At 43.8% G+C, this 13698-nt stretch carries 12 protein-coding genes and 1 pseudogene; 6 read left to right on the forward strand and 7 right to left on the reverse strand.

Annotated features, from left to right (window positions below; all coding sequences use genetic code 11):
• Positions 1 to 1118 (reverse strand): tetratricopeptide repeat protein (locus tag QUA40_RS03500; protein WP_333121816.1); only part of this gene is annotated, 1118 nt, incomplete at its 3' end.
• A gap of 499 nt (positions 1119 to 1617) precedes the next feature.
• On the opposite strand from QUA40_RS03500, the gene QUA40_RS03505 reads away from it, so the two are divergent.
• Both QUA40_RS03505 and QUA40_RS03510 read left to right on the forward strand, forming a co-directional pair.
• A complete protein-coding gene (locus tag QUA40_RS03505; protein WP_333121818.1) occupies positions 1618 to 1836 on the forward strand; it encodes a hypothetical protein in 219 nt (72 codons plus the stop codon).
• 23 nt (positions 1837 to 1859) lie between these two features.
• Positions 1860 to 2108, forward strand: coding sequence for a hypothetical protein (locus QUA40_RS03510; protein ID WP_333121820.1), 249 nt, complete (start codon positions 1860 to 1862; stop codon positions 2106 to 2108).
• A 376-nt stretch (positions 2109 to 2484) separates the two neighbouring features.
• Here QUA40_RS03510 and QUA40_RS03515 read toward each other — a convergent pair whose 3' ends face one another.
• A complete protein-coding gene (locus tag QUA40_RS03515; RefSeq protein ID WP_333121822.1) occupies positions 2485 to 3558 on the reverse strand; it encodes a radical SAM protein in 1074 nt (357 codons plus the stop codon).
• 462 nt (positions 3559 to 4020) lie between these two features.
• Here QUA40_RS03515 and QUA40_RS03520 point away from each other — a divergent pair, with 462 nt between their 5' ends.
• The 3 genes from QUA40_RS03520 (at position 4021) to QUA40_RS03530 (ending at position 6711) form a co-directional block, all read left to right on the forward strand.
• Positions 4021 to 4803 carry an ABC transporter permease gene (locus QUA40_RS03520; RefSeq protein WP_333121823.1) on the forward strand — a complete coding sequence of 261 codons (783 nt, stop codon included), beginning with the start codon at positions 4021 to 4023 and terminating at the stop codon, positions 4801 to 4803.
• A gap of 224 nt (positions 4804 to 5027) precedes the next feature.
• A complete protein-coding gene (locus QUA40_RS03525; RefSeq protein ID WP_333121825.1) occupies positions 5028 to 5891 on the forward strand; it encodes an aldo/keto reductase in 864 nt (287 codons plus the stop codon).
• A 142-nt stretch (positions 5892 to 6033) separates the two neighbouring features.
• Positions 6034 to 6711 (forward strand): GIY-YIG nuclease family protein, encoded by a 678-nt coding sequence (locus QUA40_RS03530; protein WP_333121828.1) that lies wholly within the window; start codon positions 6034 to 6036, stop codon positions 6709 to 6711.
• A 146-nt stretch (positions 6712 to 6857) separates the two neighbouring features.
• Here the strand turns inward: QUA40_RS03530 and QUA40_RS03535 are convergent, their stop codons facing one another.
• Positions 6858 to 7706, reverse strand: a complete 849-nt coding sequence (locus QUA40_RS03535; protein WP_333121830.1) for a DUF3598 family protein — start codon at positions 7704 to 7706, stop codon at positions 6858 to 6860.
• 18 nt (positions 7707 to 7724) lie between these two features.
• Between QUA40_RS03535 and QUA40_RS03540 the strand changes: the two genes are divergently transcribed.
• Entirely contained in the window at positions 7725 to 8534 is an 810-nt protein-coding gene (locus QUA40_RS03540; RefSeq protein WP_333121832.1) for an SAM-dependent chlorinase/fluorinase, read from the forward strand.
• Between the two features lie 106 nt (positions 8535 to 8640).
• Here the strand turns inward: QUA40_RS03540 and QUA40_RS03545 are convergent, their stop codons facing one another.
• The 4 genes and pseudogenes from QUA40_RS03545 to QUA40_RS03560 all read right to left on the reverse strand — a co-directional run.
• On the reverse strand, positions 8641 to 9537 hold the full coding sequence (locus tag QUA40_RS03545; RefSeq protein WP_333121834.1) for an alpha/beta hydrolase: 897 nt from the start codon (positions 9535 to 9537) through the stop codon (positions 8641 to 8643).
• A 70-nt stretch (positions 9538 to 9607) separates the two neighbouring features.
• Positions 9608 to 12166, reverse strand: a complete 2559-nt coding sequence (gene leuS, locus QUA40_RS03550) for a leucine--tRNA ligase (protein WP_333121836.1) — start codon at positions 12164 to 12166, stop codon at positions 9608 to 9610.
• Between the two features lie 250 nt (positions 12167 to 12416).
• Positions 12417 to 13139, reverse strand: a complete 723-nt coding sequence (locus tag QUA40_RS03555; protein WP_333121837.1) for a Uma2 family endonuclease — start codon at positions 13137 to 13139, stop codon at positions 12417 to 12419.
• Positions 13140 to 13419: 280 nt separating this feature from the next.
• Positions 13420 to 13698 (reverse strand): annotated as a pseudogene (locus QUA40_RS03560) (HEAT repeat domain-containing protein); the annotation flags it as partial.

Consider the following 13698-nt stretch of genomic DNA (forward strand, 5'->3'; position numbering starts at 1 on the left):
GCTTGCTCAAACAGCGGCCAAGCTTTCTCATGCTGATTATTTGCGATCAAAGCTTTGGCATAACTAGATAATGTTGTCACATTATCCGGTTCAATCTGTAGCGCTTGCTCAAACAGCGGCCAAGCTTTCTCATGCTGATCATTTGCGATCAAAGCTTTGATATAACTAGATAATGTTGTCACATTATCCGGTTCAATCTGTAGAGCTTGCTCAAACAGCGGCCAAGCTTTCTCATGCTGATTATTTGCGATCAAAGCTTTGGCATAACTAGATAATGTTGTCACATTATCCGGTTCAATCTGTAGCGCTTGCTCAAACAACGACCAAGCTTTTTCATGCTGATTATTTGAAATCAAAGCTTTGATATAACTAGATAATGTTGTCACATTATCCGGTTCAATCTGTAGAGCTTGCTCAAACAGCGGCCAAGCTTTCTCATGCTGATTATTTGCGATCAAAGCTTTGGCATAACTAGATAATGTTGTCACATTATCCGGTTCAATCTGTAGAGCTTGCTCAAACAGCGGCCAAGCTTTCTCATGCTGATTATTTGCGATCAAAGCTTTGGCATAACTAGATAATGTTGTCACATTATCCGGTTCAATCTGTAGAGCTTGCTCAAACAGCGGCCAAGCTTTCTCATGCTGATTATTTGCGATCAAAGCTTTGGCATAACTAGATAATGTTGTCACATTATCCGGTTCAATCTGTAGAGCTTGCTCAAACAACGACCAAGCTTTCTCATGCTGATTATTTGAAATCAAAGCATTGGCATAAATACTGAGGATTTTTGGGTTGTCTGGCTCAATTTTTACTAGAATATGCAAAACTTCCAACCGTTTATTTAGCGTACCTCTAGACTTTAATACATTAGCATAAGAGCTTAGGATGTTTACATTTTTCGGATCGATAATCCTAGCTTTTTCAAAAATCTCAAATGCTTCTTGACGTTGCTTGTTTTTGCCCAATACTTCACCATACTTTCTCAAACATTCTATATTATTGGGAGCTATTTGCAAAGCTTCCTGGAATCTGCCGATCGCTCCCTTATAATCACCTATCTGTATGAGTTCTTCAGCTTGGTTTGTCAAGGTTTCGAGGCGATCGCTAATCATCATATTATGTCCCCGTTAATAGTGAAGATACTTGAATAATAGTAACACTCATACGAAATATCAGCTAAAACACTAAACTCGTCTAGTTTAAAAATAAAATTTTGATGATGATTCCGTAAAATCGTGGAACTTCTGGCATAAAGCTTTCCTAGACGATATGAGGATTATTTTAGCCAATCTAAGGGCACAATGACACTTGAGAGAGAAGGAATTTCCAGCGATCGCTCTTTTTGACATCGAAAGGTTGAGATCCCTTGACGACTTTTTCACGGGTGATGGGCGATCGCTTTTTTGTCATGGAAAGGTCGATCGCATTTTACTGCTTTTTCATGGGCGACGGGCGATCGCACTTTTAGCATGAAAAGGTCGAGATCCCTTTTGGCATGGAAAGGTCGATCGCCGAGTACAGCAAATAGCCAGCCGATTAGAAAGAAAGCTGCCCGAATTCAGTCAAATAGAAGCGGAACCAAATCGAGAAATTAAACTAGCGAAGTTAAAAAAATTGTTAGCTGAAATCAGAAACCAAGTATTTGATTATGCTAAGGAATTGCGGGATTTGCTAGAATACAGCAAGACCGTTGATATTAATGCGGAAAATTATATCGAAAGTTATGCTAAAATTAAACGTTGGTCCATTAAAGGGGACAATCTGGTGTTTTTGCAGAAGTTCCGAAGTTTGTACGCTCGCGCAAATATCAAAGTCAAAGTTAAAAATACTTAAACTACCTTATTGCTAATCAAGATTTGTTGCAGCCGACAATATCCACAATTCGCGGGATGGTAGAAATCGAACAGGTGGAATTGAACCGGGAACAGGAAGAGAGGGAACGTCAGCGCGATCGGGAACAAATGGAAATCGGCAGGAAGAACCCAGACAAAGAGCAAAAGGGCGGCAAAGTTGAGAATATCATCTTTTTTGTCGGAACTGCGATCGGCGGCGGACAAATATTTTGGGCCAGCTATCCCCTAATCAAACATACACCCATTAAATAGCCACCAGATTTTTCCCTCCCGCTTCATCCCTTCACGGCGAGGATTATCTGGAGTTTGCTTTTCGGTTTAATATTCAGCCTGCTGATACGGGGTATCCTGCCGCTGGCGAGAAAAATATTCCCCAGAATCCTGCGGCTGGTAAGAAAAATATTGCCCAGGTAAAGCGGTGCGCGACAGTCAATAGTAAAGGGCTGCGGTGCAATGATTTTTCACCGTCACGCACCCTACGACTGATACAAAACATTGTATTCCAAGGGAAACGGCAAGGCCGTTTCCTTCTGCGAAACCCCAAGGAGAATACAATTTATAAAAAAACCGGGTTTCTTAAAAAAACCCGGTTAACATGAACACAAGCAATACTAACACTGCTCAAGCCTCAATTTTTTAATAGTTTCATACCCATTCTTACCTTGTCCAAAACTGTCTTTTGGGACACACAAGTAATCAGACAAAGCTTACCGCAATTCAAAGTATCACGGCGGACTTCCTGAGCTTTTTCGCCATACCAAATTTCGCGGGCGCTGGCATTCTTCACATTACCAATCACGGGAAACTCATCGCACAATTTCACATCGCCGCGCGTATCAATCCAGTAATTACGAAGTCCTACCCGACAAGGGCGAACCCCATCAGGAGCCTTTTCGTCGCGGAAGTGAGGCAACATTAGCCGCAATACTTCATCGCTGTTCATAATTGGCGCACCGTGGTTCTTCATTTCAATGAGGCGCTCAATTACCTGTGAAAATTCCTCGTAATCCTGTTCTTCTACCCACAATTCCTCATAGGTTTCTGGTGTCCAGCGGTTGACTGGTTGGAAATTCACTGTCGTCGCCCCAATTTCTTTGGCCCAGGTTACTATCTCCTCAAGGTGGCGGAAATTGAGTCGGTTAATCGTCGGTTTGACGTTGATGGGAAACAGAACGCCTTGTTTTTCCTGTTCCTCGCGCAGATACCCGATTCCTTTAGAAAGTCTGTCAAACAATCCCGGTTGACCGCGCAAATAATCGTGCAGTTCAGCATTGGGCCCGTCAACTGAAATATTCACATTAAAAGGACGAGCAGCAACAGTTTTCGCTGCGTTTTCCCTGGTCATACAATAGCCGTTTGTGGTGACGCCGGCGTGGATGCCATTTTTGTTGGCAAAAGTCAGCAAGTCTAGAAAACCTTTTTTAATATAAGGTTCGCCGCCGCTAAAGTTGATTGAAAATTCGCCCACAAATTCTTTGACGCTTAAGAGGGCATTTTGCCATTCTTCGATCGTCATTTCGTCTTTATATTCTTTAAGCCGCCAATACTCGCACTGGCGACATTTAACATTGCAGCGCTCGTTGACAATCCCGTAAAAAGTCACTGGGCTTGTCACGTCGTATCCTGTATTGATCCGCAGCGATTCGGCTACTGCACTCTGAGTGTGCTTGATTCCCAGTCTGGATAATGTTAAAACATCCATGTCTTCTTTCCCTTACGTGTTGTTGCTTAAGTTGATTTATCGAACGGAATTTTGTAAGTGTGATTACGTATTCCTGCTTACGTATTCCTTACGAGTAAGTATGCACCATCCTAAGCATTCCTTTTGGATATGCCGAGAGGTTTTTCAAATATTTATAATTTTAAGAGTTGTAACATATTAGTATGACTTATCAATTTGGCATTTGTTTGTATGGAAACATGAATCATGCTTTAATGATTGGCAAATAATATCGGCTTGAGATTGGCTTAAATCAATAAATTGTACTTTTCGTTTAAGTTTAGTTAAATAACTTAATAGTTGAGAGCGCTAAAAATACGTAGGTAAGCTGTATCAATAACATAAACTTATAGTGAATGAGTAGCCTGTACAGCAGTTAACTTTACACAAGCTTTACAATACGATGAAATCTAAGTATTTCCACAGTGAAAAAGGGCTGTAAACATGGGACGATATTTGCACGTACTAAAATTGTTCTGGGGTGCGGCGATCGCAGCGGAACTAGAATACCGAATCAACTTTGTCCTCGCGGCCCTCAGCAGCCTCGGAAATCTTACTGGTAGCTTGTTTGGGCTGTTTTTGTTCTACCGTACTGGCTACAGGTTTGCGGGCTATTCATGGGAAGAGGCTTTAGTTGTACTCGGCATTTTTACGGTTTTGCAGGGGTTTTCGTCAACCTTTCTCGCGCCCAACCTCAGCCGTATTGTCGATCGAGTGCAGCAAGGTACTCTAGATTTCGTACTCCTCAAACCCATCAGTTCTCAATTCTGGCTGTCGGCAAACACAGTTTCCCCTTGGGGAATCCCAGATTTAATCTTCGGCGCCGTATTGCTGCTGTATGCTGCTAACAAGTTGGGAGTAGAAATCGGCAACTATTTTTTAACAGCAATACCGCTGTTATTCGGAACAATTACTCTTTACAGTATATGGTTTATGTTAGGGGCAACCAGCATTTGGTTTGTCAAAATTTACAACGTTACCGAAGTCCTCAAAGGATTGTTAGAAGCGGGTAGATTTCCAATGGCAGCTTATCCCGCAGCTTATCGATTTTTCTTCACTTTCGTAGTTCCCGTTGCCTTCTTGACGACTGTGCCTGCAGAAGCCATGCTGGGAAGAGGTGAAATCGTTTGGATGGCAGGGGCGGGAATATTGGCGATCGGGCTGTTATTCTTCTCCCGCTACTTCTGGCAATTTGCACTCCGCTTTTACACTAGCGCTTCCAGCTAGTTAAGTCGGTAGGTAAGCTGCTGCACATCTAGATTGTCTATTATGTTTGAGAGGGAGAGGATTTGACACGGGGAGAATAGGGAATTGAAATATACATTGTTACGGCAAAAAAGCTTGTCTAAAAAATATTTTTTCTATTTACTTAGATAGTTAAATAAATGTAAGATTTCAATTTATCCTTGAAATGTAAACTGGAAATAAACCACGCAAACGAAGGCAAACCAATGAAAAGAAAAAAACTGGGTAACAGTAATTTTACTATCAGCGCGATCGGTCTTGGATGTATGCCAATGTCCTTAAGCGGCCGGCCGCCAGAATCGCAATCTATTGCGGTAATTCACCGCGCCCTCGATTTGGGTGTCACCCTAATTGACACCGCAGATTCCTACTGCCAAGATCAATCCGACAAACACCACAACGAGCACCTGATTGCCAAAGCTTTACAAGAGTATACTGGAGATATTAGAGCTGTCACCGTCGCCACTAAAGGTGGCTTAATGCGGCCTCAAGGTGCTTGGACGCGCAACGGCAACCCCCACCATTTACGCAAGACAATTCGCGAAAGTTTTGAAGCATTGGGCGGCAAGGAACCGATCGACCTTTGGCAGTACCACTCGCCAGATCCCGCTTATACCATCGAAGCAGCCCTAGCACCCGCAAAAGAAGCAGTAGAAGCAGGAATGATTCGATTTATTGGAGTGTCCAACTTTTCTGTAGAGCAGATCAAACGTGCCCGCGATACAGTAGAAGTTGTCTCGGTGCAAAATCAGTACAATCCGTGGCACAGACAGCCGGAATCAGACGGCGTTCTGGAATATTGCGAAACCGAAAAACTGACATTTTTTCCCTGGAGTCCTTTGGGAGGAAGCCGCCGCGTCACCAGCTTGCAAGATATGCCCGCGATCGCAAAATTAGCAGAAGAAAAAAATGTTTCAGTTTACTGTATAGTATTAGCTTGGTTGATGGCACAATCGCCCTGCATCGTTCCGATTCCCGGTGCGACAAAAGTATCGAGTATTGAGGACTCTGTGCAGGCGCTCGAAGTTAAATTGACTGACGAGGAATTGCAACAAATTGCAGTAAGTTAAGTATATCAGGGCAAAAAAAACAATAGAACAGGCTTTCCGGCCTGTTCTACAAACAGAACTTTATTGTGGGGTGGGCATCTTGCCCGCCCCTGAAAGCTGGATTTAATGAGTAAAGTTGACATTTTTTGAGGAATTGGGTTTTATGGAAGCTAATCAAGTAAATGCCGATCGAGACGTAGCAATTGAACATCAAAACGTACCTGTCGCCCATGAAGGACTGCACAACTTTTTATACAGTTCCGACTCAGAACACAGCGCAGCAGCCACTATTTCTGAATTAGAAAATGACGGCACGCAAGTAATGTCGATCGATACATGGCGTGATTTGGCAACTAATGCGAAAGTCGCCGGCGTTTACGCTGTGATGGATACTTCCCGCAAGACTCAGTTTATAGGTTATTCGCGAAATATCCTGCTTTCAATCAACGGTCACATCGCCCAAAATGGCGCAGAAAATTGTGCTTTCCTGCGTGTGCAAACTTTCAAATTCCCGAAGCGGGAAGAAATGGAAAGTTTGCGGGATGCTTGGATAGCAGAAATTGGCAGCATTCCGCCTGGGAACGGTGCTGACAGCGAAATGTGGGCTGCTACAGTAGGTCAAGCAGCGCGATCGGCAATGTCTGCTGAGGAACAAAAAGCTTATGAGGAAAAGAAGCTGAAATTGCGGAAAGCAATGGCAGATTCCACTCTTACTAAAGAGTTAGAAACAGCCACCAAAAATGATGGCGAACGCGCTAAGGATTTGGAAGCTGCTGTTAATAATGATGACTGGAGTGCGGTGATTCAATCGCAAACCCAGGAAACAAAGTCCGGTTTCTAAATCGGAAAAATGTTTCTAGTGGTGATATCTTGTACTATTTTTAGAACGGGCAAGATGCCCGTTCCACAATACATCAAGTTTATTGTGGGGCGTTGCTCCTAGCCCGCCCAAAAGACTCAATATTAATCCTCAACAACTGATCGGAATTAATGACTAATTTTCCGTTCTTTAACTAAAGTCAAACTTACCCATTCACCCCGCTCATTGTAACTGCGAATCATCCGAAACCGCAAGTCAGGTTCTACCAACCAACCAGCCTCGAAAAATATAGGTTTTCTCAATTCGATCTTGACAGGTAAAGTGCAAGAACCGCCGTCAGGAAGGAGCAAAACTTGCACGGGTGAAGCACCTTCGTTAAAGTGCAGAACTGAACCGTCAATCCTGCCGCTAGAACTGATAACGGTAGCATTACTGCCAAAAGTAATTTTTTGATTTAGGCGATCGCTACTTTCTAAATGCAATTGTAAATTGGTAGAATAGGAATCAGGAGAGCGCGAATCTGGATACATTGTCACGGCATCGCCCTGCCACTCTCCCAGCAAATTGTCAACAGTTAAAGGCGGACGTTCGGGGACATTTTTATCAAGCTGCTTTTCCCTAATTAAGGTAATTTTGGATAAATTGCCGTCGGTATTGTAGAGCTGAACCAAGCGCAACCGGCGATAATTGTAGATAAAACCAAACTCGGCACCGCACTCAGAAAAAGGCGCTAGTTGAATAGTACCCTGAGAAAAAGCTCCATTCTCAAAAAATAGGATATCTCGTCCCAAAGCTTGATATTCTCGAACAAGTTCGCTGACTTCCGGTTCGCCGACACCGCTAGGATTTGGGGAAAACCGACGGAGTTTCAATAGCACAGTTTTGTTGTCATTGAAACCTTCGATGGAAATAATGCTAGGAGTATCTTGAAGTACCTCTCCTCGCGTTGATAGCTGAGTGAAGGAACCGTGCCATTCTCCCAAGTTTTGCAGAAAGTTTTCCCACTGCGCTACCATATTTTTACCTTTGGATATATGTCTAAAAATAGAATTATAACTCTACTGACGGATTTTGGATTAAGCGATGTTTATGCAGGAGTGATGAAAGGTGCGATCGCCCAAATTAACCCGCAGTTAAAAGTCATTGACATTACGCACCAAATACCATCTCAAAATATTGCGACCGCGAGGTTTTGTTTGATGACTGCTTTTGCTTATTTTCCGCCGGAAACCGTACACGTTGCTGTCGTCGATCCGGGGGTGGGAAGCAAGAGACGCGGGGTTGCGATTCAATGTGCTAATTGCTTTCTTGTCGGGCCGGATAACGGGTTGTTTAGCGGGGTGTTGAGTCGGGAAAGTGCGATCGCATCTGTCGAACTCACCAACCCCAAATACTGGCGCACACCTCAACCTAGCAGCACTTTTCACGGTCGCGATATTTTCGCTGCTGCGGGCGCTCACTTGGCCAACGGGGTGGCTTTGGAAGAGTTGGGGGAGGATCTCGACCCTGCAAGTTTAGTAGAGTTAGAGATACCAAATTGTGCCGTTACAGCCACAGGTGCAGCAGGCTGCATTCAATATGTCGATCGCTTTGGCAACCTCATTACTAATATCCCCAATAATTGCATTATAGGTAACAATTTGTCATTGACAATTAGCAATAGTTCTGATGCAATTCGCATCGCCAGCGGTAAAACCTACAGCGACAGCGAACCGGGCGATTTAATTGCCATAACGGGTTCTGACGGTTGGGTAGAAATTGCCGTTAATGGTGGCAGCGCTCAATCAGTATTAAAATTGGAATGCGGAGCGATCGTGCAATTGCTTTTTGAAACTAACAATTAAATAGGACTTACGCATGGGTGCTCGGAAACCGGGTTTTTTACGAAAATACTTTGTTGTAACCAGCAGATGCGGTGAAAAACCCGGTTATGAAGGCGGAGTGCGTAAGTCATAGTTTTTTTCGCTCGATTACTTTTTCGGCAAAATCCACAATAGTTTGGCGATATTCGGGATTATTAAAAAAAGCATCTCCATTATTGTGCCTAGCATTAGGAACTAGCAAAATTTTTTTATATTCAGGAGAACTAGCATATAACTTTTTGCTCATAGTAGCAGGAACAAAACGATCGGCAATCCCGTGAACAAACAAAATCGGCATTCGCAGTGATTTAACCTTAGCAAGAGAATCAAACCTTTGCGTCAGCAACAACCGCACCGGAAAAAATCGCATAAAAGCATTACTTTCCACCATATCCAGCATAGAAGTAAACGAATTGTGAACAATCAAACCAGCAGCTTCAGGATGCCTTATTGCTAACTCAATAGCAACAGCACCTCCCATTGAATGACCATAAAATAAAATTTGGCTAGGCAACAATTGCGGCTGCTTAACTAAATAATTATAAGCAATTTCAGCATCTTCATATACTTGTGATTCCTTCGGGAAACTGCCTTGACTGCGGCCGTAACCCCGGTAATCAATCAGCAATACAGAAAAACCCAATTGCCGAAAGCGGTAAGATTGATTGATATTCGCACCGATGTTCAAGCCCGTGCCGTGCAGGTACAATAAAGTTCCTAATGATTGTCGATTTGCGGCGGGCAGCCACCAACCGTGAAGTTTTTCAATTTTGTGCGATCGACCTTTAACTGGCAACCAAACTTCTTGGTAAGGGATGTTAAAAGCATCCGGTGTTTTGGCGATTGTAGCTTTTGGCTGAAAGATCAAACGAGTTTGCAGAAAAAACAAGAGTATACAGGAAGCAATGTAGGCGATCGCCCCAAGTTTTCCTAAACACAATAGCACTCTCAAAAAACTTTTTTTTGTCTTGTTTAGCTTGCTCATTTTTGGGATGACTACTTCTAACTGCAAGTGTCAGCAACCCGGTTTATTAAAGAAACCGGGTTTCTCATCTTTATCCAGCTACCACGAAATTAACCAACTTTCCAGGCACCACAATTACCTTTTTAATCTCCTTACCTTCGAGGTGACGCTTGGCCAATTCCGACTCGCGAGCAAACTTTTCCAAATCAGCTTTATCAGCACCTGAAGGCACTTGAATTGTGCCGCGAGTCTTGCCCATAACTTGAATTACCAGCGTAATTTCATCGGTAATTAATGCAGACCGATCGACACTGGGCCAAGTTTGCGTATGCACCGATTCACTGTTACCAGTATTGTGCCACAACTCATCAGCAATATGCGGCGCAAAAGGCGCTAACAAGCGAATCAAAGTGTTAATTCCTTCTGCATAAATTGGCGAATCTTTACATTTAGCATCATTCAAAGCATTGCTGAGTTTCATCATTTCAGAAACAGCAGTATTGAATTGATAATCACCATCCAAATCTTCGCTCACTTCCTTAATGGCAGTGTGAATCGCTCGCCGCAAATCCTTCTCATTTTTGCTTAATTCAGCATTCTCTACGCCTTGAGCGGGGGTGGCGGACTCTCGTCCAGCAAACTCTGTTACCAAGCGCCAAACGCGATTTAAAAAGCGAAATTGCCCTTCTACATCAGCGTCCTCCCACTCCAAATCTTTCTCTGGCGGCGCTTTGAATAAAATAAACATTCGCGCCGTATCTACCCCATATTTGCCCATAACTTCCAAGGGGTCAACGCCATTGTATTTTGATTTAGACATCTTCTCATAGAAGACTTCCAAAGCTTCGCCAGTTTGAGGATCTTTGGGATTTGCGGGGTCTATATTTGCTGGGGGAACGTATTTGCCAGTAACAGGATTTTTATAGGCCATTGCTTGCACCATGCCTTGAGTTAACAGGCGTTTAAATGGTTCGTTACAATTGATCAAACCCCGATCGCGCAAAACCTTGGTAAAGAACCGCGAATACAGTAAGTGCAAGATTGCGTGTTCGATGCCGCCCACATATTGGTCTACGGGCATCCAATCATTTGTCTTCGCCGAATCGAAGATTTGCTCTTGATTTTGAGCATCGGGATAGCGCAAGAAATACCACGAAGAATCGATAAAAGTATCCATCGTGTCTGTTTCCCGCTTCGCCGGAGTGCCGCAACTCGGACAAGGAACGTTTACCCATTCTGCCATCTTTGCCAAGGGCGAACCTTTGCCCGTAAATTCTACATTTTCCGGCAACAAGACGGGCAAATCCGATGGGGGGACGGGGACTGTTCCGCAGGTGGGACAGTGAATTACGGGAATGGGAGCGCCCCAATAACGCTGTCTAGAAATTAGCCAATCTCTCAAACGATATTGCACTCGCGCTTTGCCATAACCTGCATTTTCGGCATGGTGAATAATCGCTGCTTTGCCTTTAATTGAATCCATGCCGTTGAAGCTTTCGGAATTAATCATAATTCCTGGTTCTGTGTAAGCTTCCGTCAAGGGCAGCTCATCATCATCCACAATTACTACTTTAATTGGCAGTTGATATTGATTGGCAAATTTGAAATCTCGCGTGTCGTGGGCGGGTACTCCCATGACTGCGCCGGTGCCGTATTCGTACAGCACATAATCGGCAATCCAAATGGGGATTTCTTCGCCGTTGAAAGGATTGATTGCTTTGCCGCCTGTGGGGATGCCGCGCTTTGGTTTGTCTTCGGCTGTGCGATCGATCTCGCTTTGGGCAGAGACTTCTTTAACAAAGGTTTCGACGGCGGCTTTTCTGTCTGGTGTAGTAACGCGATTAGTTAATGGATGTTCCGGTGCTAAAACAAGGTAACTAACGCCATAAACTGTATCGGGACGTGTGGTGAAAACAGCGATTTTTTCATCCATCTCGACAATGGGAAATTCCAAGTAAGCGCCGACTGATTTGCCTATCCAGTTGGCTTGCATTAATTTGACTCTTTCCGGCCAATCTGGTAATTTGTCTAAGTCGTTTAATAACTGTTCGGCGTAATCGGTAATTTTGAGGAACCACTGCCGCAATAATTTGCGCTCGACTTTGGCACCGGAACGCCAGGAACGACCTTCGTTATCTACTTGTTCGTTTGCTAAGACTGTTTGGTCTATGGGGTCCCAATTAACTGCGGCTTCTTTTTGATAAGCTAATCCTGCTTCTAAAAATTGCAAGAAAATCCATTGAGTCCACCGATAATAATCGGGAGAACAAGTTGTAACTTCTTTTGTCCAGTCGAAAGAAATACCCAGACGGCGAAATAAGCCTTTCATTTGGGCAATGTTTTGATAAGTCCATTTTGCGGGGGGAATTCCGCGCTCAATGGCGGCATTTTCGGCGGGCAAACCAAAAGCGTCCCATCCCATCGGATTGAGTACCCGATAGCCTTGCATTCGCTTGAGTCTGGCAATTACATCGATGATTGTGTAGTTGCGGACGTGGCCCATGTGCAGGTTTCCCGACGGATAGGGGAACATGGATAAGGCATAAAATTTAGGCTTTTGGGTATCTTCTGGCATCTGGTCTAAGTTTTGCTCAGCCCATGTCTGCTGCCATTTTTCTTCTATGGATTGGGGGTTATATCTGGAATCCACAACAATTGCTCCGTGTAGGATTTACTAATGTTTGCTTGAACATTTTGGCACATTCAAGGGGCTTCGATTCTGATTTTTCTGAGCTCCAAGGATTTTGGCTCGAATATATGTATTATATATTGTAGTATATGTAATTTTAGCTGGGGGGCGATCGACCAAATATCCCCGTTCGCCCTGAAAAAAGTAAATAACTGCAATCCCCAGAAACCCGATTTCTTTGACAAACCGGGTTTATTCTCCTAGTTCGAGCTTAGATGCTATCAGGATCGATGTTCAATTCGCGCAGTTTGGCGGCTAAACGTTCCGCTTTTTGAGTTTCTTGTTCGGCACGCTGCGAGGCTTCTTGAGCGCGGTGCGAGGCTTCTTCGGCACGCTGAAATTCTTGTTCGGCACGCCGTCGCTCTAATAACCGCTCTGCATTTATTTCGGAATAGGAAAGAAACTTTTCTCCATCAGGGCGATAGATTTCTAACCTTTCTTCTGGTAACTCAAACCGCACTCCCAGTCTGGGACTTATCCATCCCTCCATCGGTTCAATTGGTTCTAAGATTCCTTCAATTCTTTGCCAACCTTCTAACTGATTTCTTTCTGGAGCGTAAAGGTAATACTCCTCGACTCCATAACGATAGTAAAATGAAAGTTTCTTGTTCATTTTTGTGTTACTATCGTTGTGGGAGCGAATTTCAAAGACGACTTGGGGAGCAATATTATCTTCGCGATATTGTATGTAGGAACGTCGATCGCCCTTTGGCCTACCAAATATCACCATCGTATCCGGCGCTTGAGAAATATCTGGTCTACCTTCAACCGGATACCAAAGTAAATCGGCGGCTACAAACACGTTGGGGTCATCTTCAAACAGCGATTCGCAACCTTCTTTGATTGTGACAATTAATTTGTATTGTATTGTGCTATCTGCCATCGGCTGACCGTCGCTGGATGGATAAATAATTTCTTCTGTTGTGACTTGCATAGTGGTTGTCTCCGAGAAGTATCTCAGCTTAATTATACTATTTATGATATTCATCGGGTCGGGGCGGGTTTACGATATTATGGGTTTCAGGCAATTATTGTGGGTGAAACCAGCACCTAAATAAATATTGCTTGGTTGCCCTTTATCACTGGTAATTGATGATTTTGTAGGGCGGGTTTTACCAACTATCTATGTTTAAAACCAATAATCTCATAAACCCGCCCCCACCCAAGGAATCCTAAAATTAGAAAAAATGGCGATCGGCGATCGAATATATCGCTCATTGGCGTTCTAATTTTGCCAATTTTTTCTGGGCAAATTCGCGGAGTTTCTGGTCGCGATCGTTCTGTGCGCGATCGCGGACAATTGCTAAAGTTTGAGGGCGATCGGGATATAACTCAATCATAGCTGCAAGAGCTGTTTGCCGGGGGTTTCGTTGCCAATCCTTATCGCGATCGAAGGGGTCATTGATAGCAACATCGCACAATAACTCAAATAATTCTGGGTCATCTTTCCACCTCCGTGCTAATTCTTCGACTGCTGCTTCTCGCACACGCCA

Origin of the sequence: Microcoleus sp. Pol11C3, assembly GCF_036701485.1 — a bacterium.
Classification (GTDB): Bacteria; Cyanobacteriota; Cyanobacteriia; order Cyanobacteriales; family Microcoleaceae; genus Microcoleus.

What these genes read in the sequence shown, in the direction of transcription:
- QUA40_RS03515 (WP_333121822.1), bottom strand. Translation starts at nt 3,558, where the DNA reads ATGGATGTTTTAACATTATCCAGACTGGGAATCAAGCACACTCAGAGT.
- QUA40_RS03520 (WP_333121823.1), top strand. Translation starts at nt 4,021, where the DNA reads ATGGGACGATATTTGCACGTACTAAAATTGTTCTGGGGTGCGGCGATC.
- QUA40_RS03525 (WP_333121825.1), top strand. Translation starts at nt 5,028, where the DNA reads ATGAAAAGAAAAAAACTGGGTAACAGTAATTTTACTATCAGCGCGATC.
- QUA40_RS03530 (WP_333121828.1), top strand. Translation starts at nt 6,034, where the DNA reads ATGGAAGCTAATCAAGTAAATGCCGATCGAGACGTAGCAATTGAACAT.
- QUA40_RS03535 (WP_333121830.1), bottom strand. Translation starts at nt 7,706, where the DNA reads ATGGTAGCGCAGTGGGAAAACTTTCTGCAAAACTTGGGAGAATGGCAC.
- QUA40_RS03540 (WP_333121832.1), top strand. Translation starts at nt 7,725, where the DNA reads ATGTCTAAAAATAGAATTATAACTCTACTGACGGATTTTGGATTAAGC.
- QUA40_RS03545 (WP_333121834.1), bottom strand. Translation starts at nt 9,537, where the DNA reads ATGAGCAAGCTAAACAAGACAAAAAAAAGTTTTTTGAGAGTGCTATTG.
- QUA40_RS03555 (WP_333121837.1), bottom strand. Translation starts at nt 13,139, where the DNA reads ATGCAAGTCACAACAGAAGAAATTATTTATCCATCCAGCGACGGTCAG.